Here is a 26,026-nt window from a genome sequence, read left to right on the forward strand (position 1 = left end):
CCCGAGGAGGCGGCGATCCTGCGCCGGTTGCGCCGGGCGCTCCAGCCGCTCGGGCCCGCGGCGGCGATGGAGCAGTTGCTGGCGCAGTTGAAGGAGACCCGCACCAATGTGGAGTTTCTGATGCACGTCGCGCGGACCACGGCGGCGCGTTAGCCGACCGTGGCGGAGCCCCGAGCACCATGTCACCCGCTGGCTCGGTTCAGCCCGTCCGCGCACGTTTCCGGTCCGGTGCGCGTGGTACGAAACGGGGCATGGGAATCGTCTCGCCCGGGTTCCGCGGCCGGCGCCGCCCGGCGGGTGCCACCGAACTGCCACCCGGGCAGTACCTGACCGAGGACTTTCCGGTGCTGTCCGCCGGTCCGACCCCGCGCGTGCCGCTGGACCGCTGGGAACTCCTGGTCACCACCGAGACGGACCAGCAGTACCGGTGGACATGGTCGGAGCTGATGTCGCTGCCCACCGAGAGTCCCGTGGTGGACCTGCACTGCGTCACCAAGTGGTCCAAGCTGGCCACCGCGTGGGAGGGCGTGTCGCTGGACGCCCTGCTCGGCGGCGTCGAGACGGCGGCGGAGTACGCGCTGGTCTCCTCCTACGGCGGGTACACGACGAATCTGCCCCTGGCGGACCTGCTGGACGGGCGGGCGTGGATCGCGTTCCGGTACGACGGGCGGGATCTCGTGCCCGAGCACGGCGGGCCGGCGCGGTTACTGGTCCCGCACCTGTACCTGTGGAAGTCCGCGAAGTGGGTGCGGGGCATCCGGTTGCTGGTCCGGGACCGGCCCGGCTTCTGGGAGACGGCCGGCTACCACGACTACGGTGACCCGTGGCGCGAGCAGCGGTACCAGGGCGACTGAGTGGCCGGCTGGCCTGGCGGGTCGGCCGGCTGGTGGCGGCGCGGGACGAGACGCCCAGCGCGCGCACCCTGGTGCTCGACGTGCCGGACTGGCCGGGCCACCAGGCCGGGCAGCACGTCGACGTGCGGCTGACGGCGGAGGACGGGTACACCGCGCAGCGCAGCTACTCGATCGCCAACGCGGCGGACGGCGGCCGCCTCGAGTTGACCGTGCAGCGGGTACCGGAGGGCGAGGTCTCGGAGTACCTCACGGGGGTCTACCGCGTCGGCGACCCGGTGGAGATCCGCGGCCCGGTGGGCGGCTGGTTCGTCTGGCGGCCGGCGGAGCCCGACCCGGTGCTGCTGGTCGGCGGCGGCTCCGGGATCGTGCCGCTGATGGCGATGATCCGGGCCCGCAAGGCGGGCGGCAGCCGGGTGCCGTTCCGGCTGATCTACTCGGTCCGTTCGCCGGAGGACGGGTACTACGCCGACGAGTTGCGCACCCGGGCCCGGGACGACTCGGGGCTGGACGTCGCGTACGTGTACACCCGGCGGGCGCCGCGGAACTGGCCCGAGCCGCCGCGCCGGGTCGGGGTGGCGGCCCTGAACACCGCCGGCTGGCCGCCCGAGCTCGCGCCACTGTGCTACGTCTGCGGGCCGACCGGGTTCGTGGAGACGGTGGCGGACACCCTCGTCGCGCTCGGCCACGACCCGGCCCGGGTGCGCACCGAGCGGTTCGGACCGACCGGAGGTTGAGGTGACCGGAGGCAGGATGACCGGTGAGCGGATCGACGACTACCTGGACGGCAACGACCTGGCCGGCCCGCTCGCCGAACTGTTCGCGGTGGACGTGACGGTGGCGACCGGGCGGTGCGCGTCCTGCGGGCTGGCCGGCCCGGTGGCGATGCTGCGGGTGTACCCGCACGCGCCCGGGCTGGTGGCGCGCTGCCCGGGCTGCGAAGAGGTGATGCTGCGTCTGGTCCGGACGCCCGACCGGGCGTACCTGGACCTGCGCGGAATGCTCACCCTGGCGATCCCACTGCCCGCCTGAGCGGAGACGGCGCGATCCCACTGCCAGCCGCCCGGCGGCCCGCCGCGGTCCCCGCCGAGAAGATCGGACAACTGCGCGAAAAACGGTTGAATCGAGTGGGCGGTCGCGGGAGAAATCGTGGGAGGGTTTAGACGGATACCGGGGTGGGCAAGTAGCGTTGCTCGCCGTGGGCGTCTCGCAACGGGTGAAGAACAGGTTCCGCCGCTTCCTCCAGCGGCCGGGCACGACCGTCGATCTGGCACCGCTGAGGAAGCTGCTGCCACAGATCGAGGACCGCGGATCGGATCTGGCCGACCTGACCGACGAGGAACTGGTCGAGGTCGCGGGCGGCGCGAAGGACTTCGTCGAGATCTGCGCCGTCGGGCGGGAGGCCGCCAGCCGCGCGCTGGGCGAGCGCCCGTTCGACGTGCAGCTGCTCGGTGCGATGTCGCTGCTGGCCGGCAAGGTGGCCGAGATGGCCACCGGCGAGGGCAAGACCCTCACCGCCGCCGTCGCCGCCTACGGCCACGTGCAGCAGGGCAACGGGCCCGTGCACGTGCTCACCATCAACGACTACCTGGCCCGCCGCGACGCCCAGTGGATGGAGCCGCTCTACACCCGCCTCGGGCTCACCGTGGGCTGGGTCAACGAGTCCTCCACGCCCGAGGAGCGCCGCGCCGCCTACGCCTGCGACGTCACCTACGCCTCGGTCAGCGAGGCCGGCTTCGACTACCTGCGGGACCAGCTCGTCACCGACATCGAGGACCGGGTCCAGCCGGCGCTGAGCACCGCGATCGTCGACGAGGCCGACTCGATCCTGATCGACGAGGCGCGGGTGCCGATGGTGCTGGCCGGCGCCGTCCCCGGCGACCAGGACCCGGTGCACGCCGCCGCCACGCTGGTCAAGGGCCTGCGGCCGAAGCGGGATTACCAGGTCGCGGAGGACGGGCGCAGCGTCCAGCTCACCGCCCGCGGGCTCGCCACGGTCGAGCACCGGCTGGGCGGAGTCAACCTGTACGCGGACGAGAACACCGAGCAGCTGTCCGCGGTGAACGTGGCGCTGCACGCGCACGCGCTGCTGCACCGGGACGTGGACTACATCGTCCGCAACGGCGCCGTCGAACTGGTCGACGAGATGCGCGGCCGGGTCGCCCAGCGCCGCCGCTGGCCGGACGGGCTCCAGGCGGCCGTCGAGGCCAAGGAGGGTCTGGACGCCACCGCCGAGGGCGAGGTGCTGAACACCATCACCGTCCAGGCGTTCATCGGCCGGTACCGGACGGTCTGCGGGATGACCGCGACCGCGGTGCACGTCGGCGACCAGCTGCGCGAGTTCTTCAAGCTCGAGGTGGCGGTGATCCCGCCGAACACGCCCAACGTCCGGGCGGACGAGCCGGACCGGATCTACGTGAGCCGGGCCGAAAAGGAAGAGGCGATGATCGCCGAGATCGCCAAGCACCACGCCGCCGGCCGGCCGGTGCTGATCGGCACGCTCGACGTGAAGGAGTCCGAGTCGCTGGCGCTGGGCCTGGAGGCGGCCGGCGTCCCGTGCGTGGTGCTCAACGCGAAGAACGACGAGGAGGAGGCGGCGATCATCGCCGAGGCCGGCAACCACGGCGCGGTGACGGTCTCCACCCAGATGGCCGGCCGGGGCGTGGACATCCGCCTCGGCGGCAGCGATCAGGCCGACCGGGAGCGCGTCGCGGAGCTGGGCGGCCTGCTCGTCGTCGGCGCCGGCCGGCACGACAGCCGCCGGGTGGACGACCAGTTGCGCGGCCGCGCCGGCCGCCAGGGCGACCCGGGCGGCTCGGTCTTCTTCGTGGCCCTGGAGGATAACCTCGTCGCCCGGCACGCCGCCGACGCGGTGCCGGCCTCGCCGAAGATGCGGCTGGAGGACGGCCTGGTCGAGGACGAGCAGGTGGACTGGGCGGTGGAGCACGCGCAGCGGGTCGCGGAGGGCGTCAACCACGAGATCCACCGCAACACGTGGCGGTACAGCGTGGTCATCGAGCAGCAGCGGGTGGCCCTGGCCGAGCGCCGGGAGCGGCTGCTCACCACCGACGTCGCCGGTGACCTGCTGCGCGCCACCTACCCGGACGAGATGAACGAGATCGACGAGGAGACGGTCAACCAGGCCGGCCGCTCGATCGCGCTCTACCACCTGGACCGGCTCTGGGCCGAGCACCTGGCCGAGATGTCCGAGGTGCGCGAGGGCGTGCACCTGCGCGCGCTAGGCCGGCTGGACCCGCTCGACGAGTTCCACCGGGCCGCCGTGCCGGCCTTCCGCAAGCTCGTCCCCGAGATCGAGGCGCGTACCCTGGCGACCGTCGAGGAGATCGAGGAGCTGGAGGACTGGACGCCGGAGGAGGCCAAGCTGATCCGGCCCAGTGCCACCTGGACGTACCTGGTCCACGACAACCCGTTCGGCTCCGAACTGGACCGGCTGATCGCGGCCGTCGGCAAGCGGCTGACGACCGAGGGCCGCTGACGACCGAGGGCCGCTGACGGGGCGGGCCGCACTGGAGGTGACCACCGTGGAGTACGTGAAACTCGGCAACACCGGTCTGGACGTCTCGCGCGTCTGCGTCGGCTGTATGAGCTTCGGCGAGCCCGAGCGCGGCAACCAGGCGTGGAGCCTCGGCGCCGACCGGGCCCGCCCGCTCATCCGGCGGGCCGTCGAGGCCGGCATCAACTTCTTCGACACCGCCAACGTGTACTCCGCCGGCAGCAGCGAGGAGATCACCGGCGCGGCGCTGCGGGAGTACGCCCGGCGCGACGAGGTGGTCATCGCCACCAAGGTGAACGGCCAGATGCACGAGGGCCCCAACGGCCAGGGCCTGTCCCGCAAGGCGATCCTCGCGGAGATCGACAACAGTCTCCGCCGGCTCGGCACCGACTACGTGGACCTGTACCAGATCCACCGCTGGGACCCGACCGTGCCGATCGAGGAGACGCTCGAGGCCCTGCACGACGTGGTGAGGGCCGGCAAGGCCCGGTACATCGGAGCGTCCTCGATGTACGCGTGGCAGTTCGCCAAGGCGCTCTACACCGCGCGGATGCACGGCTGGACCCGCTTCGTCTCCATGCAGAACCACTACAACCTGCTCAACCGCGAGGAGGAGCGGGAGATGCTGCCCCTCTGCGCGGACCAGGGCATCGGCGTCATCCCGTGGAGCCCGCTGGCCCGGGGGCGCCTCACCCGCGACTGGGACGCCACGACCGCCCGCAGCGAGACGGACGCCTTCGGCCGCCGCCTGTACCCGCAGGACGACCGCCTGATCGTGGACACGGTCGCGAAGATCGCGGAGGAGCGCGGCGTGGCCCGCGCCCGGGTCGCGCTCGCCTGGGTGCTCAGCAAGCCGGTCGTCACCGCCCCGATCGTCGGCTTCACCAAGCCGGAGCATCTGGACGACACGCTGGCGGCGCTCGACCTGCGACTGACGCCGGAGGAGATCGACCGCCTGGAGTCCCCCTACACCCCCCACCCGGTGGCCGGCTTCTGACCCGCGCGGCGTGTCAGGCCAACTCCCACACCGTGGTGTGCTTGACGGTCACGCTTTCCAGGGCGTGCGGGACCGGCACGTCGTACCGGGTGAGCGGCGTGAAGAACTTGCGGGGCAGGTAGGCGCGCTCCGGGTCGCCCACCAGCACCCGGGCGCCGTGGCGCGCGGCGCGGCGCAGGAAGGCGAGCATCCGGTCCGACATGGCCTTGCTGTAGAAGACGTCCCCGGCGAGCACCACGTCCACGCCGCCTGATTCGCCGGCCAGGATGTCGCCGAGTTCGGCGTCCACGGCGACGCCGTTCGCGGCGGCGTTGAGTTCGATGGCGGCCACGGCGGTCGAGTCCACCTCGACGGCCCGCACCCGCGCGGCGCCGGCCTTCAGCGCCGCGATGCCGACCACCCCGGAGCCGGCGGCCAGGTCGAGCACGGTCCGCCCGCGCACCGCCTCCGGGTGCTCCAGCAGGTACCGGGCCAGGGCCTGCCCACCCGCCCAGGCGAACGCCCAGAACGGCGGGGGCCGGTCGCTGGAGTACTCGCTCTCGGTCAGTTCCCACAGCCCGATCGGCTCGTCCGCCTGGTGCAGCAGCACCCCGGGGACGAACGGCGCGGGCGCGAGGTCGGTGTGCGCGCGGATGAACGCCGCGCCGCCGAGGTCGGCTTCGGGCGACGGCACTGGAAGGTCGGACACCCGACCAGTGTGCCGGTCAGCCGGTGGACGCGTTCCGCAGGGCGCGCAGCGCGTACGCCAACCGGGTCTGCGCGGTGACCACGGGCAGGTCCAGCGCCTCGGCCGCCTCGGCCACGCTCCGGCCCCGGAAGTACGTCTCCACCAGGATTTCCCGGTGCGGGCGGCTGAGGATCTCCAGCGCGCCGGCGACGCCCATCCGGGCCAGTACCCGCTCCACGGTCTCCCGCTCGGGCCAGCTTCCGTCGGCGGCGAACCGGCGGGCGATGGCGATCAGCCACGGGCGCCGGCGTGGGCCGGGTGGCGGCGCGTGGTCCACCGCGTGGGCCAGGGTCTCGGCCACGATCAGTTCGGCCCGCTCCTGGTCGCCCTCGGTCAGCCGGAGCGCGAACGCCATCAGCGGTACCGCGTCCGCGTCGGGCTCGACCCGGTGCCGGCCCTGACCGGTGGTGCCGCCGCCCGCGTGCCGACCCTGACCGGTGGTGCCGCCGCCCGCGCCGCGGGCCAGGAAGTCGGCCGGGGCAGCCGCGTCGGCGCGGCGCGCGAAGGTGCCGCCGGTGGACCGGGCGCTGCCCGCCCCCGGCAGGCTCATCGCGCCCGCCCCGGTGGGCGACGGCAGGTAGGAGACGCCCAGGCCGTCGAGCAGTCGGTCGTGTACGCCCATCCCGTAACCCCTTACCGCGCTCGTGCCCGCATCGACCAGAAGCCGCGGGCTACCGGCTGGCCAGTACAGAAATCGGTTCGCTCATCCCGCCCTCGTTCGCGCCGCGGTCCAGGCCGGCGACGCAGTACGTGGTGGCGCCGGCCGTCGGGGCCGGATCCCGCCAGGAGGTGGCCCGGGTGGTGTCGACCAGCCGCGCCATCGCCCCCTCGACCCGGTACACCGCGTAGGAGGTGGCATCCGTCGCCGGTTGCCAGGTGAGCGTGGCGCCCCCGGCCACCCGGGGAGTCGCCGGTTCGTTTGTCGGCAGGTGCGCCATGACCGGCGGCAGCGCCGGCCCGGAGTAGTGCTTCGCCGCGTACCGGCTGACCGCGCCGAGCCGGTCGGCGCGCACCTGCTTCGCGCTGAAGTGCACGCTTCCCGCCACCCCGTACCGGCGGTTCAGCGTCAACTGCCGCTCCAACTGCGCCGGGTCGCGCCATGCGCCCGCCTCGCCGATCCGGTAGTCCGCCTGGCCGATGTACAGCTGCACGCGGGTCCCCTTCACCAGCGCGGCCCACCAGGGCAGCATCTTCGCGTAGTCCGCCTTGGCGAAGCCGATCTGCCAGTACAGCTGCGGCACCACGTAGTCCAGCCACTGTTCGCGTACCCAGCGCCGGGTGTCGGCGTAGATCGCGTCGTAGCTCTGCAGCCCCGAACTGGCCGAGCCGGCCGGGTCGGTGCCGCGGTTGCGCCAGATACCGAACGGGCTGATGCCGAACTTCACCCACGGCTTCACCGCCTTGATCCGCTCGTTCATCTCGCGTACCAGGGTGTTGACGTTCTCCCGCCGCCACGCCGCCCGGCTGGTGAACCCCTTGCCGTACCGGGTGAACGCCGCCGCGTCCGGGAAGTCCTGCCCGGCGACGGGGTACGGGTAGAAGAAGTCGTCGAAGTGGACGCCGTCGATGTCGTACCGCTCGACGGCCTCCAGCATGGCGTCCTCGACGAAGCGGCGGGCGGCCGGGATGCCGGGGTTGTAGTAGGGCCGGCTCCCCGTGGTGCCTGCCTTCGGGTAGATCACCGCCCACTCCGGGTGCGCGCGCAGCGGGTGGTTGGGCGCGAGCTTGGCGAGGTCGCCGCCCGGACCGGCCGGCCCGGGCTGGCCGCCCCGGTACGGGTTGAACCAGGCGTGGAACTCCAGGTTCCGGGCGTGCGTTTCGGCGACCATCCACGCCATGGGGTCCCAGCCCGGGTCACGGCCGTCCCGGCTGCCGGTCAGCCACTCCGACCAGGGGGCCCGCTGCGACGGCCAGAGCGCGTCGCCGCTGGGCCGCACGTGCACGAACACCGCGTTGAGGTTGCGCTCGCGCGCCAGGTCCAGCCAGCCCCGGTATTCGGCCTTGACCTGCTCGACGGGCAGCCCGGGCCGGCTCGGCCAGTCGATGTTGTTGACCGTGGTGATCCACATCCCGCGCAGTTCGCGGGGCGCGGTGACCGGCCGCCCGGCGCAGGTGCCGGCCGCCTGCCCGGGCGCGGCGCCGAACGCCGCCTCGGTGCGGGCTCCCGAGGTCTCCCGCGCGGGGCCGTGTGCCCACAGCGCCCACACGCCGACCACCGCCGCTAGCACGGCCGCCAGGATCACGGCGAGCGCGGCGGCGGCCGGGCGGCGGGAACGACTACGGGCGGGCACCGCACCAGTTTGCCCACAGAACCGTCCGGCGGGAACAAAAGCGGCACCGACTTAACGATCAGATAAGGTCGGCGGCCCTCCCGGTTGACCACCCATCACGATCAGTCACGGTAGGCGGCGCGGACCCGATCGGCAAGGTGTTTGCCGGGTGGCCGGCGCTGTCCATGTTCGTTTAGGTCAAGCTTTGGTTCGCCGGTCGCTGTCGCGGGACAACCTTGCGGACGTGATGCGCGACGACGGGTACGGCGTGTCCAACGCTCGCGCCTCACTTCTGTCCAAGATCCTCAAGGCAGAGCAGGACGTGACCACGATCGTCCGCATGCCCATCCCTGCCAGTCCCGCTGAGCCTGAGTCGCTGTCATCAGAGGTAGTGGCATCACGTAAGCCGACACTCCGCCTCACGCTATACCGACACCCTGCCCCGCAGCACCATGATCAGGTCTCAAAGTACGGCTGCCGTACGACCAAGGGCTCCACGCCCACATCCAGATCCCTCCGTTATGGACGGACTTCCCACGTTGTGCCAGTAAGAGCACTCATACCCTATTGCGGTAACTTCATGTAGACAATCTTGCATGTCTTCGGCTAGGGTCCGCTAAGACTGTTCGGCTCGTCATGAAGCAGCTGCGGTCCCTCGTCTCGCACCACGGGCTGGAAGTCAGCAGCCGCCCTTGACGGTGGGGAATATACCGGCTCGGTCCGAATCTGAACGAGACGGTCCATGCCACAACTAGAACGGGAGGGACGATGGTACCGCATAGGCGTCGGAATGTGGTCGTGGCTCGCTGTCGGAATCCTCGCAGCGGTTGGCGTCTTCGCTAGCCCATCTGCATCCTTCGCCGACACTATCGCTGTGAGTGGCACGACTTCCAGCACCAGTTGGTACAACTACACCACTGTCCGTTATACCACTGGTTCGACGGTATACTTCACTGCGGCGAGGAACGGGATGCTCAGGTACGCGAGCTATGGCGAGGAACTCAACATGCGGCTGCTCAATCAGAATGGGACCGTTCTGAGTGGCAGCGCCCATTGGATCTACGACACCCTCGATAGGGTCTACGACGAGGGGCGGAAAACCCTGATCAGCAACATCTCCACCAACTACCCGTTCCGCATCAGCGTTTGCTGCTATTACGGGTATACGGGCGACCAGAGTTGGAACGGTAGTCTCCAGTATTGACGATGACGACAGGTGCCATCGATGGACGGGCCAGCGCGTCCATCGATGGCTAAGGTCGCAGGAGGACGAGAATTGCCCATTTCATAGGCGCTTCACCTTGGTCTGCGCGTGGGCGCTCCTGGTGACAGCGGGTTGCTCTCCCGCTTCCAGCTCCAGCAGTGAGGCTTCGGCCAGAGGCTCGGCGCCGCCGGCTGCTACGGCGCATTCGCCGGCTCAGATGCAGGCCGAATTCACGGCGGCCGAGCAGGCACTGACTCTGCCGAAGTCTTACACGTGGCCAGTGAAGGCGCCGGAGGCTCCTCCTCAGGTCGACAACAAGGGCGTCATGCGCGACAACGTATACGAGCCGGGCTATGGCCAGTCGCTAGCCGAGAACTACTGGTTCTGTGCCTGGCTGTCGGAGTGGGTCAAGAACCGCACGAGCGATGCGACGGCGGCCGAGGCGGCGATCGCCCAGGCGCAGACCGTACGGACAAAGGACATGTTCACTCGCTGGACGGATGACGGCGGACGTCAGTACATCTCGTCTGTTCTTGACGCAGCGGCTCTCGGCGATCCCACGGCTGCCTCGTTCCATCAGCGCCGAGAGCGCTATCCAGTCACCCGGCCTGCCTTGGAACGCCGTAGTGTGGGCATTCCTGGCGGCTGTCACCACAGCGATTGTCGGTGCGGTATTGCCGTCGATTGTTGCTGCTCGTCTTGATGTCGCAGGTGCGCTGCGCGACTAGCTGCCCGAGGAATCGCGCGAGCGTGTTCGCGACTCGTTTGCGTGGTTTGGAGGCGTTGGTCCCGCTGAGACTCAGGTCGGCGGCCACATCGCGCAGCGTCTCGCCGCCGAGGTAGGTACGGACGCGACGCCGGATCGGCGAGAAGACCTCGTCCTACCGGAGCTTCATCCCTACCCCGCCACCCGACCTCCCCCAATCGGGGGCGTGCGGCGGCCTGCCCGGCCGCCCGCCGCGATCCCGCCCGGGCGCCGGGCGTAGGGTCTGGTGAACGTGAGCAAGCTGTTCTCTCCGCTGCCGCTGCGCGGCATCACGTTGCGCAACCGGATCGCCGTCTCTCCGATGTGCCAGTACAGCGCCGAGGACGGGCGGCCCAACCAATGGCACCTGGTCCACCTCGGCTCCCGGGCGGTCGGCGGGGCCGGCCTGGTGGTCGCCGAGGCCACGGCGGTGGTGCCGGAGGGGCGGATCAGCCCGCAGGACACCGGAATCTGGTCCGCCGCACACGTGGACGCGTGGCGGCCGATCACCGGGTTCGTCGCCGCCCAGGGCGCGGTGCCGGCGCTGCAACTGGCGCACGCCGGGTTCAAGGCGTCCACCTACCGGCCGTGGGCACCCGGGCGCGGCGGCGTCCCCGACACCGAGGGCGGCTGGACCCCGGTCGGCCCGACCAATCAGCCGTTCACCCCCGAGTACCGCACCCCTCGGGCGCTGGACGCCGCCGGGATCGCCCGTGTCGTGGAGGCGTTCGCCGCCGGCGCGGCCCGGGCCCTCGACGCGGGCTTCGCCGCCGTGGAGATCCACGCCGCGCACGGGTACCTGCTGCACGAGTTCCTCTCGCCGCTGACCAACCGGCGTGGCGACGGGTACGGGGGCGACCGGGCCGGCCGGATGCGGCTGACCCTCGAGGTGGCCCGCGCGGTGCGTGCCGCGGTCGGTGAGTCGGTGCCGGTGCTGACCCGGGTCTCCGCCACCGACTGGACCGAGGGCGGCTGGACCGCCGAGGACAGCGTGGTGCTCGCCGGCGAGTTGGCCGCCCTGGGGGTGGACCTGATCGACGCCTCGTCCGGCGGTGCGGTGCCCCGGGCGGCGATCCCGGTCGGCCCCGGCTACCAGGTGCCGCTCGCCGAGCGGATCCGCCGCGAGGCGGACGTGCCGACCGGGGCGGTGGGGATCATCACCGCGCCCCGCCAGGCGGAGGAGATCATCGTCGCCGGCCGGGCGGACCTGGTCCTGCTCGCCCGGGAGATGCTCCGCGACCCGTACTGGCCGCTGCACGCCGCCGCCGAACTCAACGCGGACGTGCGGTGGCCGTCGCAGTACCTGCGAGCGGTCGACTAATCCCACGCGGGCGCTCGGGGCGGGGGCAGCGGCGGGGTGGTGGGTCAGGTGACGGCCAGGCCGATCAGCCAGGTGACGCCGATCGAGAAGCCGGCGGCGAGTTCGATGAGCATCGACAGGCCGGCCGCCTTCAGCGCGTGCTTCGTTGACGGCCACGCCTGCCGCGAGTCCGCCAGGCGCAGCCGTTCGGCCAGGTAGACGCCGAGCACGAAGCCCAGCACCAGCCCCACCACGGGCACCACGAAGAAGCCCACCAGGCCCAGCAGCCCGCCGGCCAGCAGCGACCGGTTCGGCACCCCGCTGCGCTTGAGGTTGCGCCCCGGCCAGACGTACTTGACGACCGTGCCGAGCACGGCGATCGCGGTCGCCACCCCGAAGATCAGCCACTTCGCCCAGCCGCCGTCCGCGAAGATCGCCCAGAGCAGCACGCCGGCCCAGCACAGCGCCAGACCCGGCAGCACGGGCACCACCACGCCGAAGATCCCGACCAGGATCGCCAGGCCGGCCAGCAGCGTGATCAGCCCATTGGTGTCCGAGAGGTTCACGGGATCCACTGTGCCGCATCCGGGCACGGCCCGCCGGGCGCGTCGCGGCCGTCCGTGCGGTCGCTCAGCGGTCAGTCGCGCGGTCGGCTCCGCGGTCAGTCGAAGAACCGGGCGAGGTGGGCCTCGTCCGGGCCGGGGTCGTCGGGGCCGATCGCCATCAGGTCCCCGAAGATCGTGGCCGCGTCGCAGCCGGCGTGCAGCGGGTACCAGCGCGGCGCGTCCGGGCGCTGGCAGATCCCCTTGATCGTCTGCACGTCCAGCAGCCGCACGTGGGTCGGGTCGGCCACCGCGTTGACGTACCGCCACCACGGGCTGACCACGTGCAGCACGCCACCCGGGCGCAGCACGCGGTGGCACTCGTCGACCAGCGCCAGGAAGTCGATCAGGTGCTCCAGGACGTGCACGGCGAACACCGCGTCCACCGAGCGGCTGGCCATCGGCAGACCCAGCGAGAGGTTCGCCCGCACGTCCACCGCCTCGCAGGCCCGCATGTCCAGCCCGATGGCCTCCGGGTACTGCTTGGTCTGGCCGCAGCCCACATCCAGCAGGACCGGCGCCCGGCCACCCACGTGCACCCGCGACCAGACCGCGAACACCCCGTCCAGCCGGCCCACCAGGTCGCGGACCAGGCGCAGCTCACCGGGGTCAGCGACGGCGCCGGTCAGGTGTGCCACGCCGCCGTCGAACCGGGCGTCCACCGCCAGCGGGCGCAGGCGGTCGTCGTGCTTCTTCGCGTCCGCGAACGCCGCGCCGAGGTGCCGGTCGATCCGGCCCAGCCGCTGCTGTGAGGGTGCCTCGACAAACATGGGCCGTGGCTACCCGCGGCGGGCGCCGCCTAACCGGTGGCGACCGCCCGGACGACGAAGGGGGCCCCTCCCGGGACCCCCTTGCGGTCAGCCTTCCTCGTCCGTCTTGCGGCGGATCGGCGATCGACCCGGCGGCTGGTGTGGCGCCGGACCGGCCGGGCTCAGCCGCGGGATCTCCAGCGTCACCGACTGGTCCCCGTTCAGCTTCACCGGCTGGCCGTGGTGCCTCAGCTCGACCGTCTGCTCGCCGTTGCGGATCGAGTAGGTGGCGTGCTCCGGCCGCACGTCCACGTGCAGCCGCATCCCCCGCCACAGCAGCGAGAACTCCAGCCGGTTCAGCCGGCTGGGCAGCCGCGGCGCGAACGACAACTCGCCGTTGTGGTCCCGCATCCCGCCGATCCCGGCGACCAGCGAGATCCAGGCGCCGGCCAGCGACGCCAGGTGGATGCCGTCCCGGGTGTTCTTCTTCAGGTTGTGCAGGTCCATCAGGGCGGCCTCGCCCAGGTAGTCGTGGGCCAGTTCGAGCTGGCCCACCTCGGCGGCGATCACCGCCTGGGTGCACGCCGACAGCGACGAATCCCGGACCGTACGCGGCTCGTAGTACGCGAAGTTGCGCGCCTTCTGCTCCGGCGTGAACGCGTCGCCCCGCCAGTGCATCGCCAGGACCAGGTCCGGCTGCTTCACCACCTGCTTGCGGTACAGGTCGAAGTACGGGTAGTGCAGCAGCAGCGGGTACTTGTCCGTCGGCGTGTCCTCGAAGTTCCACTCCTGGAGCCGGGTGAACCCCTCGGACTGCTGGTGCACGCCCAGCTCCGGGTCGTACGGGATGTGCATGGCCGCCGCGGCGTCCCGCCAGGTGGCCGCCTCCTCCTCGTCGACGCCGAGCTTGTGCGCCACGTCCGGGTGGCGGGCGACCGCGTCGGCGGCGGCGTTGAGGTTCCGCTGCGCCATCAGGTTCGTGTACACGTTGTCCCGGATCACCGAGGTGTACTCGTCCGGGCCGGTCACGCCGTCGACGTGGAACGCGCCGTGCCGGTCGTGGTGGCCCAGCGAGCGCCACAGCCGCGCCGTCTGCACCAGCAGTTCCAGGCCGAACTCGCGTTCGAACCCCTCGTCGCCGGTGGCGTTGATGTAGCGCAGCACCGCGTCGGCGATGTCGGCGCCGATGTGGAACGCCGCCGTGCCGGCCGGCCAGTACCCCGAGCACTCCTGGCCGCGGATGGTGCGCCAGGGGAAGGCGGCGCCGCCGAGGCCGAGCTGGCTGGCCCGCTCGACGGCCAGGTCGAGGGTGGCGTGCCGCCAGCGCAGCGCCTGCGCGGCGGCGGCCGGCTCGGTGTAGGTCAGCACCGGCAGCACGAACGACTCGGTGTCCCAGAACACGTGGCCGTCGTAGCCGGGGCCGGTGAGCCCCTTGGCCGGGATCGGGCGCTGCTCCGCCCGGGCGCCGGCCTGGAGCACGTGGAACAGGCCGAACCGGACCGCCTGCTGCACCTCCGAGTCGCCCTCGACCCGCACGTCCGCGCCGTCCCAGAAGGTGTCCAGGAACCGGCGCTGCGCGGTGCACAGCCCCTCCCACTCGGCGAACTTGGCGCTCGCCAGGGCGGCGCTGACCTGGTCCCGCAGGGCCGGCAGCGAGCGGCGGCTGGACCACCCGTACGCCAGCAGCTTCACCACCCGCAGCTTCTCGCCCGGCTGGAGCACGCAGGCCACGGTGGTGCGCACCCAGTCCGGGAACGCCTCCGTGCTGATCGCGGTCTTCTTCGGGCCGTCGACGATGTGGTCCATCGCCGCGGCCATTCTGAGCCGGCTCGCCTTGGTCTGGTGGATCAGCAGCCCGGACGAGCCGTTGGCCAGGTGCTCCTCGGCCTGTAGCGGCGCCTCCAGCACGGCCGCCACCCGCGGGTCCTTGGACTGCGCCGGCAGCTGCTCGTTGGCCACGAGTTCCGACTGCACGATCAGCCGCGCGGTGTCGTCCAGCGGCTCCACCTCGTAGCAGATCGCCGCGATGGAGCGTTGGGTGAACGACACCAGCCGGGTGGAGCGCACCCGCACGCCCTTGCCGGCCGGCGACACCCACTCCACGGTGCGTTCCAGCACGCCGGCGCGCAGGTCCAGCACCCGCTCGTGGGAGAGCAGCTCGCCGTACCGCACGTCGAACGGCTCGTCGTCGACCATCAGCCGGATCAGCTTGCCGTTGGTCACGTTGACGACCGTCTGCCCGGATTCCGGATACCCGTAGCCCGCCTCGGCGTAGGGCAGCGGGCGCAGCTCGTAGAAGGAGTTCAGGTAGCTGCCGGGAAGCCCGTGCGGCTCGCCCTCGTCCAGGTTGCCGCGCAGGCCGATGTGCCCGTTCGACAGCGCGAACACCGACTCAGACTGGGCCAGCACGTCCAGGTCCAGGCGGGTCTCCCGCACCGTCCACGGCTCGACCGGGTAGGCCCGCTCGCGAATCACTCTCGCACCCCGTCCAACAATTCCGATAAGTCGTTTACAACAATGTCGGCGCCGTGCCTCTTCAGCTCCTCGGCCTGGCCCACCCGGTCCACGCCGATCACGTAGCCGAAGTTGCCGGCCCGGCCGGCGGCGACCCCCGACTGGGCGTCCTCGAAGACGGCCGCCTGCTCGGGTCGCACCCCGAGCCGCCGGGCGCCCTCCAGGAACGTGTCGGGCGCCGGCTTGCCCGGTAATTTCAGCTCGCGGGCGACGATCCCGTCCACCCGCGTGGTGATCAACTGGTCCAGGCCGGTCACCCGCAGCACGTCCGGGGTGTTGGCGCTGGCCGAGACGACCGCGCAGGACAGGCCGGCGGCGGTCGCCGCACGAAGATACGCGACCGATCCGTCGAACACCTGCACCCCCTCCTCGCGGATCCGGCGCACCACGATCACGTTCTTGCGGTTGCCCAGGCCGTTGACGGTGTCCGCCTCGGGCGGGTCGTCCGGCGACCCCTCGGGCAGGGTGATCCCCCGGGACGCGAGGAAGGTGCGCACCCCGTCGGCCCGGGCCCGGCCGTCCACGTAATCGTGGTAATCACGGACGGGGTCGAAGGGGCGGAATGGTTCGTTGGTGTCTTCGGACCGCTTGCGCAGGTACGCATCGAACGTTTCCGTCCACGCTGCGTTGTGCACAATTGCGGTCTGCGTGAGCACGCCGTCCATGTCGAACAGGCAGGCGGTCACGCCGGGAGGCAGACCGAGCATGAGTGCAATCTAACCGCACGGGCCGCCCCGAAAACGCCCCTTAACCAAGCGTGTCTGGTAGGCGTACGACTGCCTTCGGTAATGTGAGCAGGCCCGGCCGGGTCCCACCTCCGGAGGGTCAATTTTTCGCTCCTACAGCCGGGCGGCGCGGCACGCCGCCTCGAACGCGGCGGTGCAGATCTGCTCCCGCGAGTAGAAGGCGTCGGCGAGCAGGGTGGCCCGGATCGTCTGCTGGGTGACCACCACGGGCGCCAGCAGCACCGAGGGGACCTCCCCGGTCGAGTTCCGGCGCGGCACGGTCGGCTGGTCGGTGTACGGGCGGCGGGTGGCCGCGGCCACCGCCATCCGGGCCGCCGCCTCCGCCTCCGGGCGGATCGCCTTGTAGACCGTCATGTACTGGGCGCCGGTGAGCAGTCGCTGCACCGCCGAGAGTTCGGCGTCCTGCCCGGTGACCGGCGGCATGGGCTGGATCTTGGCGGTGGCCAGCGCGGCGATGGCCCCGGCGGCGGTGCTGTCGTTCGCCGCGTACACCCCGATGATCTTCTTGTCGCCCAGGTCCTTGAGGGCCTGGTCCATCTGCTCGCGGGCCCGCTCCGGCGTCCAGTCCGCCGCGGTGAGCTCGCGGGCGATCACCGCGTGCCCGCTGAGCGCGGCCCGGGCGCCCGCCCGGTACAGCGCGGCGTTCGGGTCGCTGGCCGGTCCGTTGATCATCACGATCGGCCCGCGCTTGGTCGCACCCCCGGCGGCGATCGCCTTGAGCAGGAACTGCGCCTGGAGTTCGCCGACCCGCCGGGCGTCGAACCCCACGTGGTAGGTGACCGGACCGTCGGGCAGCCGGTCGTACGCCACCACCGGCACGTCGTGCGCCTTGGCCGCGGCGGTGATCCGGGCCGCGCGGGTGGCGTGCACCGGGTCCAGGATCAGCGCCCGGACGCCCTGGGTGAGCATCGTCTCGGCCTGGGTCTGCTGGCGCGCCGGGTCACCCGCCGCGTTCTGGTAGAAGATCTCGCAGCGCGGGCAGAGCCGCTGGAGCGTCGACTCGATCGCCGGCCGGTCGGCGCGCTCGTAGCGGGCCTCCCGGGTATCCGGCAGCAACACGCCGATCTTGAAGCCCTGCTGGGCGGTGAGCTGCGTCGGGTCGGCGCGGGTGACCTCGCAACCCGTTCCGGCCAGGGCGAGGGCCGCCGCGGTGGCGGTGGCCGCCACGGTGGCCACCAGCCGGGCGAGCGCCGGGCGGGCCGTCAAGGCTGACCTCCCGATGTTGGGTGCCATCGGGTGCCAGAATCCCAGCATCGCGCCGGGTTATGCGGTCAAAACGTATATGTCCGCCCGACGAGGACGAGTTCCGAGGAGTGCGAGCCGACGACCCCGACGTCCGGCGGTCGCGGCCGGAAGCCGGGCAGCCCGTCCAGCCCGTCGCTGCCGTCCATGACCCGGAAGGTGAGCCGCGTACCGGGGGCCTGCTCGAGTTCCAAGGTCACCTCGATCCCGTCCGGCGGCGGGGCGTGGAACACCAGCCGGAAGCCCCAGCGGCCGTCCCGCTCCCCGGTCACCCGGGCCGGCTGCCCGTCGACCGTGGCCCGGCGCACCGTGGCGGTGGTCGCGTCGACGGCCAGCGCCACGAGGCGGACCGCGCGCTGGGGCGCCACCCGCAGGCGCAGCGTGCGCACCTCGCCGGCGCGGGTGTCCGCGAGCACCTCTGCCCGGGGGGCCGGCAGCGGGGCGGCCGGCGCCGGACCCACACGCAGGGGTTGGTTGCCGAGCGGCGGGAACTCCTGCCCCAGGACCGCCGAACCGTCGACGTACCCGGCCGTCCACGGCTGGGGCCTGTCCTCCTGGCTGACCCAGCGCGCCTGGCCGGTGTCCGCGTCGAGCGCGTACATCAGTTGCGTGGGCACCGGGTGGGCGGCGTCGAACCGGTCCACGGCGAGCCCGGTCGCCGCGAAGCCCACGGTCAACGCGAGGCACAGCCCGGCCGGCGCGGCCCGCCACCGGCCCCGGGCGGGCTGCACCCGCTCCAGCACCGGCAGCAGCGCGAAGCCCAGCAGGACCGCGAAGAACGCGCCCGCGCCGGCCATCGCCAGGGTCAGCGCCGGCAGCAGCAGCACCACGGCCGGCAGCAGCACCACGACCGACACGGCGCCCGCGAGCGTCGCCAGCGTGGTCGGTGCCCGGTTCACCAGGGCGGCGGCGGCCCCGGCCAGCGCGGGGAGCGCCGCGAGGTAGGAGCCGCCCGGGACCAGCACGGCGAGCACCACCCCGAGCACCGCCAGCCACCCCAGCGCGGCGGTCGCGAGGGCGTCCGCGCCGACCCGGCGGCGCAGCGCCGCGTACCAGGCCAGCAGGACCGCGGCGGCCAGCGCGAGTACCGCCACCCGGTACCACTGTGGACGGTACGGGTCGAGCAGGGTCCGGTACCCCGGGCGGACCGCCACCAGGACGGCCCAGAACCCCTGCGCGGCCGCCGGGGCGAGGACCAGCGGGATCAGCCCCAGCCCGAAGGCCACGGCGAGCCGGCGGCCGCGGCGGCGGTACGCCAGGGCCGCCACCGCGAGCGCGGCCAGCACCGCGATCGGCCAGGTCAGCCAGCCGGGGTACCGGGCCAGCGCGCCGAGTACCGGGAAGTACGTCGCGTCGCCCGAGGCGCGCAGGCGGGTCAGGTCGGCGCCACCGAACTCGCGGGCCATCCCGAGCGCGTTGTCGCCGTGCTGCTGGAGGCTGGCCCGGTCCATGCTCGCCGGGGTGTCCAGCGGCGTGTGGTACACCGCCGACCCGTCGATGTAGGCGGAGTTCAGGCCGGGCATGCCGGCCGCCCGGAACGCGGTGAAGTCGGTGTCGTTGGGCAGCAGGCGGTACACCTCGACCGCGAACGAGGTGCCCACCGGGTGCGGCGCGCCCCGCGCGTACCCGCCCACCAGAGCGGCGTTGTCGCGCGAGGTCTCGAACATGATGACCGGGCCGGTGCTGCCCCGGGCCTCCAGGTTCAGCACCACCCCCGGGCCCTTGGCGAGCGGGTGCTGGGTCGCGAAGGCCGCTGCGCCGCACAGGCACGCCTCCTCCGCGTCGGTGAACACGAACACCACGTCGTTGCGCGGGCGGGCGCCGGCCGACAGCGCCCGGGCCACCTCCAGCAGCGTGGAGACGCCGGCCGAGTCGTCGTTCGCACCGGGCCCGGTCTGCACCGAGTCGTAATGCGCGACCAGGAACACGCGACCGGTCGGTGCGGTGCCGGGCAGCACGGCCACCACGTTGCGGACCCGGGCCATGCCGCTCGCGCCCCTGCTGCCGGACAGGTCCCCGGCCTCCACCGCCACCGTGTCCTGCACCTCGGGGCGCAGACCCAGGCCGGTCAGGGTGCTTTCGATCCGGGCCCGGGTGCCGTCGTTGCCGGCGCTGCCCGCCGGGTGCGGCGCCGTGGCCAGCGCCCGCACCAGCTCGTACGCCCGGTCCGCGCTGAACTCGGCCGCCGGGGTGCCGGTACCGCGGGCGGCGGGCGGGAGCAGCGTCCAGAGCACCAGCGCGCCCAGCGCCGCGAGCGCGAGCAGCGCCGCCGCGCCGGCCAGCCGTGGCCGCGCGGGGATCTTGGGGGTGTCCACCGCAACATCTTCCACCCCCGGTGCCGGCGCCGGGAATGTAGCTGGCCGAGAATGGGGGCAGTCGGCAGGGGAGGGTGTGCGGGTGTTCGACGAGGTGACCGCGCTGCTGCGCGAGGCGGCGGCGACGGAGATCCTGCCCCGGTTCGGTGCCCTGGCCGATGACGACATCGCGGAGAAGTCCCCGGGCGACCTGGTGACCATCGCCGACCGCGAGGCGGAGCGGATGATCGGGGCCGGCCTGCGCGCGCTGCTGCCCGGGTCCACGGTGGTCGGCGAGGAGGCGGTCGAGGTGGACGCCGCGCTGCTCGGCCACATCACGGACGCCGGGCCGGTGTGGCTGGTCGACCCGGTCGACGGCACCGGCAACTTCGCCGCCGGCCGGCCGCCGTTCGCGGTCATGGTCGCCCTGCTGCGCGGCGGCGACCCGGTCGCCGGCTGGATTCTGGACCCGCTCGCGGACAGCGTTGTCGTCGCGGAACGCGGCGGCGGCACCTACCGCGACGGCATCCGGCTGACCGTGCCCGAGGAGCACCGGCCGCTGGGCGAACTGCGGGGCGCCGCGAGCGTCAAGTACTTCCCGCCGGCGCTGCGTGACGCGGCACTGGACCGGGGCCGGGTGCTCGGCGCGCTGCTGCCGGGCCACCACTGCGCCGGCCGCGAGTACCCGGACGTCATCGAGGGCGAGCAGGACTTCGCCGTGTTCTGGCGCACCAAGCCGTGGGACCACGCCGCCGGCGCGCTGCTGACCCGGGAGGCGGGCGCGGTGGTCCGGCACCTCGACGGCGCCGAGTACCACCCGGCGGACCAGCGCCCCGGGCTGATGGTCGCGCGCACCGCGCGGATCTGGTCCGACGTCCACGAGGCGCTGTTCGACGGACCCGCTTTCCGCGATTTCTGGCGGGCCAGCGGCCCGGCCGACGACGGGTGAGGACTTCTCCGCGTCGGGGCCGCTACGCACATGGCGGGCGCCGCACCTCTCGGGGGGCAATGGGCCCGCCTGGTTCGAGCTGTACGTTGGGCTGGAGGCGGCCGCGTCCGCCATGCGGCAGTACGAACCCATCCTGATCCCTGGCCTGCTCCAGACTCCTGATCCTGGACTTCCCGGCTCGCGGCAGTAGGCCGGCCGAGCCCTCTACCGTCTACAGCGAGTCACTGACCGGCGCCCTGTACCTCGACAAGCCGGCCGAGGTATCCGCCTACGAGAGGGCCCGAAAGCCGAGGTGGGAATCAAACCGGGCGAATGCCGCCGAACCGGGCGCCGCAAGGCGGGGGGATCGGGTGGGCTGGCGGCCCCGTCGATGGCCGTGCATGATTTGTTGCCATGCGTCAACCATCGCGCGTGGGGGCCGGTAACCCGCGCCGGTAGGGTTTTTGCTGAGATGCGCCGCGGGGCGGCCGGCCGAAGCCGTCCGCGCGATACGACCGTCCTCGACCGAGCGAAGGAGCCGCGACATCGACCAGCCAGCAGCCGCCATGGTGAGGCGACCGTGACCGGCCCGTCCATCGTGTCGCCGCTGGCGACCGGGCGGATCGGGCTGCGCGCCGCGCTCACCGGCGAGCGGCTGCGGGTGCTGCTCGTCGAGGACGACGAGGGCGACGCGTTCCTGGTCTCCGAACTGCTCGTGGAGTCCGACGCCCCGGTCGACCTGCACACCGCGCGCAGCCTGGCCGAGGCCCGGGAGTTGATCGCGGGCGTCGACTGCGTGCTGCTGGACCTCGGGCTGCCGGACGCGCAGGGGATCGAGGGGCTGCGTTCGGTGCTGGCGCTGGCCAGCGCCGTCGCCGTGTGCGTGCTGACCGGCCTGGAGGACGAGCACCTGGGCATCGTCGCGGTCGCCGAGGGTGCGCAGGACTACCTGGTCAAGGGCACCGTGGACGGCGTCGGGCTGACCCGTTCGGTGCGGTACGCGGTCGAGCGCAAGCGCGCCGACGAGAACGCGCTGCGCCTGCGGGAGGCGGAACTGCGCCAGGCCGAGTCGTCCCGGCTGGAGCGCGGTCTGCTGCCCAAGCCGCTGCTGTCCACCGATGCCGTCTCGGTACACCCGTTCTACCGGCCCGGCCGGCAGCGCGCGCTGCTCGGCGGCGACTTCTTCGACGTGGTCCAGACCGGACCCAACCGGCTGGAGTTGATGGTCGGCGACGTGTGCGGGCACGGCGTGGACGAGGCCGCGCTGGGCGTCGAACTGCGGGTCGCCTGGCGCGCCCTGGTGCTGGCCGGGGTGCGGGACCAGGCGCTGCTGCACGGCGTGGAGCAGGTTCTGGTCACCGAGCGGCGGGCCGCCGAGATCTTCGCCACGGCCGCCGGGCTCAGCGTCGACCTCGACCGCAACGAGGCCACCCTGCGGCTGGCCGGGCACCCGCAGCCGGTGCTGCTGGCCGGCGGCACCGCCCAGCCCCTGCCGGCGAAGTACGGCGTGGTGCTCGGTGTCCGTCCGGGGCGCCCGCATCCGGTGCGGACCCATCGGCTCGACGCGGAGGACTGGTCCCTGCTGATGTACACCGACGGCCTGATCGAGGGCCGCTCCGGCCGGGGTGACGAGCGGCTGGACGTGGACGGCCTGTGCCGGGTGCTGGCCGAGCCGGGTGTTCCCGATGTCCCGCTGGCGGAGCTGCCCGCGTGGCTGGTCGGGCGGGTCGAGGAGCTCAACGGCGGCCCACTCGCCGACGATGTGGCGATCCTGCTGGTGAGCCGGGGGAGCGGGCGGTGACCGGGCCGACCCGGCGGGCGGGGCGTTGGACGTTGCGCCAGCGGGTCGCGGCGCTCTGCGCGATCGTCGGCCTGTTGCTGGCCGGGGTGGCGGGCGCCGCCGCCCTGGTGGCCAACCGCAACCGGAGCTACGTCGACGCCTCGCTGAACAAGACCGGCCCGCTGCGCACCAGCGCGGAGGCGCTGTCCACCGCGCTGGTCAACCAGGAGACGGCGGTGCGCGGGTACGCGGTCACCGGGAACCCGGCGGACCTGGCCCCGTACGGCGAGGGTCAGCAGAGCGAGCGGGCCCTGATCGCCGAGATGCGCGCCCTGGTCACCGACCGGCCGCAGATCGAGCGCGAGCTGACCAGCGTCGAGCGGTTGTCCGCCAGCTGGCGGGCCGAGGTCGCCGAGCCGGTGCGGGAGGCCGTCGCGCGCGGCGACCGGGCCAGCGCGGCGACGATCATCCAGGAGGGTAGCCGGCAGCGTTTCGACGAGATCCGCGCCGCGCTGGACCGCCTACAGCAGACCATCGTGCTGTACCGCAACGAGGTCGCGGACAAGGCCCGGTCGACCAGCAGCGCCCTGGTCCTGCTGCTGATCGTCGCCGCCGGCGTGGTGATCGTCGCCGGGGTCGCCCTGCTCGCCCTGCTGGACCGGCTGGTCAGCCGCCCGGTCACGCACCTGGCGGAGCAGGTGCGCGAGGTGGCCCGCGGCGCCTACCAGCGGGACATCGAGGCGGACGGCCCGCCCGAGCTGGCCAGGCTGGCGCGGGACGTGGACGGCATGCGCCGCCAGATCGCCGCCGACCTGGCGGAGGTGACCACCGCGCGGGCGGTGATCCAGGCCACCAACGACCGGCTGGAGGCGCAGGCCGCCGAGCTGACCCGGTCCAACCGGGACCTGGAGCAGTTCGCCTACGTCGCCTCGCACGACCTGCAGGAGCCGCTGCGCAAGGTGGCCAGCTTCTGCCAACTGCTGCAGCGCCGGTACGCGGGCAGGCTGGACGAGCGGGCCGACCAGTACATCGCGTTCGCGGTGGACGGTGCGCAGCGGATGCAGCGGCTGATCAACGACCTGCTGTCCTTCTCCCGCATCGGCCGGCTCACCGCCGGCTTCACCGACGTCGACCTGAACGCGGTGATGGATCAGGTCAACGGGCAGCTCGAGGTCGCCCGGGCGGCCGCCGAGGCGGAGCTCAGCTGGTCCGACCTGCCGGTGGTGCGCGGCGAGGAGCCGCTGCTGACCACGCTGCTGGCCAACCTGGTCAGCAACTCCATCAAGTTCCGCCGGCCGCAGGAGCCCCCGCGGGTGCGGGTCAGCGCCGAGCGGGTCGGCGACGAGTGGCAGATCACCTGCCGGGACAACGGCATCGGCATCGAGGGCGAGTTCGCCGACAAGGTTTTCGTGATCTTCCAGCGGCTGCACCCCAAGGACGCCTACCCGGGCACCGGCATCGGGCTTGCCATCGCGAAGAAGATCGTCGAATATCACGGTGGCCGGATCTGGGTCGACCCGGAGTACCGGGACGGCACCGCCATCAGCTTCACCCTCCCCATCGCGCCGGAGGGTGCCGGCACCCCACCACCACCGCACCGGCCGGCCGCCGCACCGGCGCCAAAGGAGACCGTGGCATGAGTGTTCCCGCCGACGGCCGCAGCCCCATCGAGGTGCTGCTGGTCGAGGATGACCCCGGCGACGTGCTGATGACGCAGGAGGCGTTCGAGGAGCACAAGCTGCGCAACCGCCTGGCCGTCGTCTCCGACGGTGCGGAGGCGCTGCAGTACCTGCGCCGCGAGGGCAAGTACGCCGACGCGGTGCAGCCGGACCTGATCCTGCTGGACCTGAACCTGCCCCGGCGGGACGGCCGGGAGGTGCTCGCCGAGATAAAGAAGGACGAGAATCTCGGCCAGATCCCGGTGGTCGTGCTCACCACCTCCCAGGCCGACGAGGACATCCTGCGCAGCTACCAGCTGCACGCGAACGCCTACGTCACCAAGCCGGTCGACTTCGAACGGTTCATCGCGGTGGTGCGGCAGATCGACGAGTTCTTCGTCAGCGTGGTGAAGCTGCCGCCGCGCGGTTGACGGCTAGGCCGTCCGCTTCCACTCCACCGCCAGGCCGTCCCCGGCCAGGCGCGCGGCGGTGATCTTCTCCACTCGGGACAGGCTCTCGTCGTCTGGCCCCTCGGCGGTCAGCACCAGGGCGCTCTCCTCCGCCACGAGGCGGCAGGCGCCGAAGTCGAACAGGATGATGCCGCTGTCGTCGGCCCACTCGGCGTGCGCCTCCGCGGCGAAGTGCTCGCAGAGGTGGGCGAGGTGGCGGCCCGGCCGCGCGGTCTGGATCCGGGCCAGCGATACGAGGGTGGTCTGGCTCATGGTGACCAGGCTATCCCGGGTCACAGGTTGCGGCAGGATCGTCGGGTGGGTTTGGAGACAACGCTGTGGCGGGCGATCGCCGTGTTCCGGGTGGCCGCGCTCGGCTACGCCGCGATCCTGATCGCCAACAACTTCCGGGGCTGGTCCCGCCCGGTCCTCGGCTGGGCGGTCCTCGCCCTGATGGTCGCCTGGACCGGCACGGTGGGCTGGGCGTACCTGACCCCGCGGCTGCGCCGCTGGCCCCTGCTGGGCGCCGACCTGCTGGTTACCGGCGCCTGCCTGCTCGCCAGCCGGTGGGTCATCCCGCCCGCCGACCTGGCCCACGGCGCGCCCACCCTGCCGATGGCCTGGGTGGCCGGCCCCGTGCTGGCCTGGGCGGTCGCCGGTGGCCGGCGGGCCGGGCTGATCTCCGGCCTGCTGCTCGGCGCCGTCGACCTGTCCCTGCGCGGCCGGATCGCCGACGTCACCGTCAACGGCACGGTGCTGCTCCTGCTCAGCGGCGTCATTCTCGGGTATCTGACCCGCATCGGCCTGGACGCGGAGCGCCGGCTCCAGCGCGCCGCCGAGCGGGAGGCGTCCGCCCGCGAGCGGGACCGCCTGGCACGCGGCATCCACGACTCCGTCCTCCAGGTGCTGGCTCTCGTCCAGCGGCGCGGCGCCGAACTCGGCGGGGAGGCCGCCGACCTGGGTCGGCTCGCGGGCGAGCAGGAGGCCACGCTGCGGGCGCTGGTCCGCTCCGACTTCCCGGAAACCCCCGGGCGCGGCGCCGTGGACCTGCGCGCCAAGCTCAGCGGGTACGCCTCCGGCACCGTGCAGCTGGCCACGCCCGCCGGCCCGGTGCCGCTGCCCGAGAACGTCGCCGCCGAGGTCGCCGCGGCCGTCGGCAGCGCGCTGGACAACGTGCGCGTCCACTGTGGGCCGGAGCAGCCCGCCTGGGTTCTCGTCGAGGACGAGGGCGCCGCCGTGACCGTCACGGTCCGCGACGGCGGTCCCGGCATCCCGGCTGGCCGGCTCGCCGCCGCCGAGGCGGATGGCCGGCTGGGCGTCGCGCAGTCCATCCGGGGCCGGATCCGGGACCTCGGCGGCACCGTCGAGATCGTCACCGGGCCGGGGCAGGGCACCGAGGTGGAGTTGCGGATCCCGCGCCCGGAGCCGGCCGGGGAACAATGGGCGACGTGACTTC

At 72.6% G+C, this 26,026-nt stretch carries 23 protein-coding genes and 1 pseudogene; 14 read left to right on the forward strand and 10 right to left on the reverse strand.

Annotated elements, in window-relative coordinates; genetic code table 11:
• The first annotated feature begins 251 nt into the window (after positions 1–251).
• From KJS59_RS12645 to KJS59_RS12665, 5 genes are all read left to right on the forward strand, one after another.
• A complete protein-coding gene (locus KJS59_RS12645; RefSeq protein WP_213453049.1) occupies positions 252–854 on the forward strand; it encodes a molybdopterin-dependent oxidoreductase in 603 nt (200 codons plus the stop codon).
• Positions 824–1,588 (forward strand): ferredoxin reductase, encoded by a 765-nt coding sequence (locus KJS59_RS12650; protein WP_213453050.1) that lies wholly within the window; start codon positions 824–826, stop codon positions 1,586–1,588. The genes KJS59_RS12645 and KJS59_RS12650 overlap by 31 nt, the downstream gene beginning before the upstream one ends.
• A 16-nt stretch (positions 1,589–1,604) precedes the next feature.
• On the forward strand, positions 1,605–1,883 hold the full coding sequence (locus KJS59_RS12655; protein WP_213453169.1) for a DUF6510 family protein: 279 nt from the start codon (positions 1,605–1,607) through the stop codon (positions 1,881–1,883).
• A gap of 166 nt (positions 1,884–2,049) precedes the next feature.
• Positions 2,050–4,347, forward strand: coding sequence for an accessory Sec system translocase SecA2 (secA2, locus tag KJS59_RS12660; RefSeq protein WP_213453051.1), 2,298 nt, complete (start codon positions 2,050–2,052; stop codon positions 4,345–4,347).
• 46 nt (positions 4,348–4,393) lie between these two features.
• Positions 4,394–5,362 (forward strand): aldo/keto reductase, encoded by a 969-nt coding sequence (locus KJS59_RS12665; protein WP_213453052.1) that lies wholly within the window; start codon positions 4,394–4,396, stop codon positions 5,360–5,362.
• Positions 5,363–5,375: 13 nt separating this feature from the next.
• Here KJS59_RS12665 and KJS59_RS12670 read toward each other — a convergent pair whose 3' ends face one another.
• The 3 genes from KJS59_RS12670 to KJS59_RS12680 are packed head-to-tail and all read right to left on the reverse strand — an operon-like array spanning position 5,376 to position 8,380.
• Positions 5,376–6,050: a class I SAM-dependent methyltransferase gene (locus KJS59_RS12670; RefSeq protein WP_249714079.1), complete on the reverse strand. Its 675-nt coding sequence runs from the start codon at positions 6,048–6,050 to the stop codon at positions 5,376–5,378.
• 16 nt (positions 6,051–6,066) lie between these two features.
• The gene (locus KJS59_RS12675) at positions 6,067–6,711 is read right to left on the reverse strand and encodes a sigma factor-like helix-turn-helix DNA-binding protein (RefSeq protein ID WP_213453053.1); all 645 of its coding nucleotides are present in this window, start codon (positions 6,709–6,711) and stop codon (positions 6,067–6,069) included.
• A gap of 49 nt (positions 6,712–6,760) precedes the next feature.
• Positions 6,761–8,380, reverse strand: a complete 1,620-nt coding sequence (locus KJS59_RS12680) for a glycoside hydrolase family 10 protein (RefSeq protein ID WP_213453054.1) — start codon at positions 8,378–8,380, stop codon at positions 6,761–6,763.
• A gap of 853 nt (positions 8,381–9,233) precedes the next feature.
• Here KJS59_RS12680 and KJS59_RS12685 point away from each other — a divergent pair.
• The 3 genes from KJS59_RS12685 (at position 9,234) to KJS59_RS12695 (ending at position 11,629) form a co-directional block, all read left to right on the forward strand.
• Positions 9,234–9,563 carry a hypothetical protein gene (locus KJS59_RS12685; protein ID WP_213453055.1) on the forward strand — a complete coding sequence of 110 codons (330 nt, stop codon included), beginning with the start codon at positions 9,234–9,236 and terminating at the stop codon, positions 9,561–9,563.
• A 217-nt stretch (positions 9,564–9,780) separates the two neighbouring features.
• Entirely contained in the window at positions 9,781–10,266 is a 486-nt protein-coding gene (locus KJS59_RS12690; protein ID WP_213453056.1) for a hypothetical protein, read from the forward strand.
• 295 nt (positions 10,267–10,561) lie between these two features.
• Positions 10,562–11,629, forward strand: coding sequence for an NADH:flavin oxidoreductase/NADH oxidase (locus tag KJS59_RS12695; RefSeq protein WP_213453057.1), 1,068 nt, complete (start codon positions 10,562–10,564; stop codon positions 11,627–11,629).
• Between the two features lie 44 nt (positions 11,630–11,673).
• On the opposite strand, the gene KJS59_RS12700 is transcribed toward KJS59_RS12695, so the two are convergent.
• From KJS59_RS12700 to KJS59_RS12725, 6 genes are all read right to left on the reverse strand, one after another.
• Positions 11,674–12,174: a DUF456 domain-containing protein gene (locus tag KJS59_RS12700; RefSeq protein WP_213453058.1), complete on the reverse strand. Its 501-nt coding sequence runs from the start codon at positions 12,172–12,174 to the stop codon at positions 11,674–11,676.
• Between the two features lie 95 nt (positions 12,175–12,269).
• The gene (locus KJS59_RS12705; protein ID WP_213453059.1) at positions 12,270–12,980 is read right to left on the reverse strand and encodes a methyltransferase domain-containing protein; all 711 of its coding nucleotides are present in this window, start codon (positions 12,978–12,980) and stop codon (positions 12,270–12,272) included.
• An 87-nt stretch (positions 12,981–13,067) separates the two neighbouring features.
• Positions 13,068–15,434 (reverse strand): glycoside hydrolase family 65 protein, encoded by a 2,367-nt coding sequence (locus tag KJS59_RS12710; RefSeq protein WP_213453060.1) that lies wholly within the window; start codon positions 15,432–15,434, stop codon positions 13,068–13,070.
• The gene (locus KJS59_RS12715) at positions 15,431–16,180 is read right to left on the reverse strand and encodes an HAD family hydrolase (RefSeq protein ID WP_213453061.1); all 750 of its coding nucleotides are present in this window, start codon (positions 16,178–16,180) and stop codon (positions 15,431–15,433) included. The genes KJS59_RS12710 and KJS59_RS12715 overlap by 4 nt, the downstream gene beginning before the upstream one ends.
• Before the next feature lie 132 nt (positions 16,181–16,312).
• Positions 16,313–17,425, reverse strand: a complete 1,113-nt coding sequence (locus KJS59_RS12720) for a sugar ABC transporter substrate-binding protein (RefSeq protein WP_213453062.1) — start codon at positions 17,423–17,425, stop codon at positions 16,313–16,315.
• 65 nt (positions 17,426–17,490) lie between these two features.
• Positions 17,491–19,776, reverse strand: coding sequence for a M28 family peptidase (locus KJS59_RS12725; RefSeq protein ID WP_249714080.1), 2,286 nt, complete (start codon positions 19,774–19,776; stop codon positions 17,491–17,493).
• Positions 19,777–19,858: 82 nt separating this feature from the next.
• Here KJS59_RS12725 and KJS59_RS12730 point away from each other — a divergent pair, with 82 nt between their 5' ends.
• The 5 genes and pseudogenes from KJS59_RS12730 (at position 19,859) to KJS59_RS12745 (ending at position 24,552) form a co-directional block, all read left to right on the forward strand.
• A complete protein-coding gene (locus KJS59_RS12730; RefSeq protein ID WP_213453064.1) occupies positions 19,859–20,704 on the forward strand; it encodes an inositol monophosphatase family protein in 846 nt (281 codons plus the stop codon).
• 64 nt (positions 20,705–20,768) lie between these two features.
• Positions 20,769–21,129: pseudogene (locus KJS59_RS32495) on the forward strand (Scr1 family TA system antitoxin-like transcriptional regulator); the annotation flags it as partial.
• Positions 21,130–21,281: 152 nt separating this feature from the next.
• Complete coding sequence (locus KJS59_RS12735) at positions 21,282–22,484, forward strand: PP2C family protein-serine/threonine phosphatase (RefSeq protein WP_376771168.1); 1,203 nt, start codon at positions 21,282–21,284, stop codon at positions 22,482–22,484.
• A complete protein-coding gene (locus tag KJS59_RS12740; RefSeq protein ID WP_249714081.1) occupies positions 22,481–24,103 on the forward strand; it encodes a sensor histidine kinase in 1,623 nt (540 codons plus the stop codon). Before KJS59_RS12735 ends, KJS59_RS12740 begins: the two co-directional genes overlap by 4 nt.
• Positions 24,100–24,552 carry a response regulator gene (locus tag KJS59_RS12745; protein WP_213453067.1) on the forward strand — a complete coding sequence of 151 codons (453 nt, stop codon included), beginning with the start codon at positions 24,100–24,102 and terminating at the stop codon, positions 24,550–24,552. Before KJS59_RS12740 ends, KJS59_RS12745 begins: the two co-directional genes overlap by 4 nt.
• 3 nt (positions 24,553–24,555) lie before the next feature.
• Here KJS59_RS12745 and KJS59_RS12750 read toward each other — a convergent pair whose 3' ends face one another.
• Positions 24,556–24,843 (reverse strand): DUF2218 domain-containing protein, encoded by a 288-nt coding sequence (locus tag KJS59_RS12750; RefSeq protein ID WP_213453068.1) that lies wholly within the window; start codon positions 24,841–24,843, stop codon positions 24,556–24,558.
• A 45-nt stretch (positions 24,844–24,888) separates the two neighbouring features.
• Here KJS59_RS12750 and macS point away from each other — a divergent pair, with 45 nt between their 5' ends.
• Positions 24,889–26,022 (forward strand): MacS family sensor histidine kinase, encoded by a 1,134-nt coding sequence (gene macS / locus KJS59_RS12755; protein WP_213453069.1) that lies wholly within the window; start codon positions 24,889–24,891, stop codon positions 26,020–26,022.
• Positions 26,023–26,026 lie beyond the last annotated feature (4 nt).

Origin of the sequence: Rhizomonospora bruguierae (assembly GCF_018397995.1) — a bacterium.
Lineage (GTDB): Bacteria > Actinomycetota > Actinomycetes > Mycobacteriales > Micromonosporaceae > Rhizomonospora > Rhizomonospora bruguierae.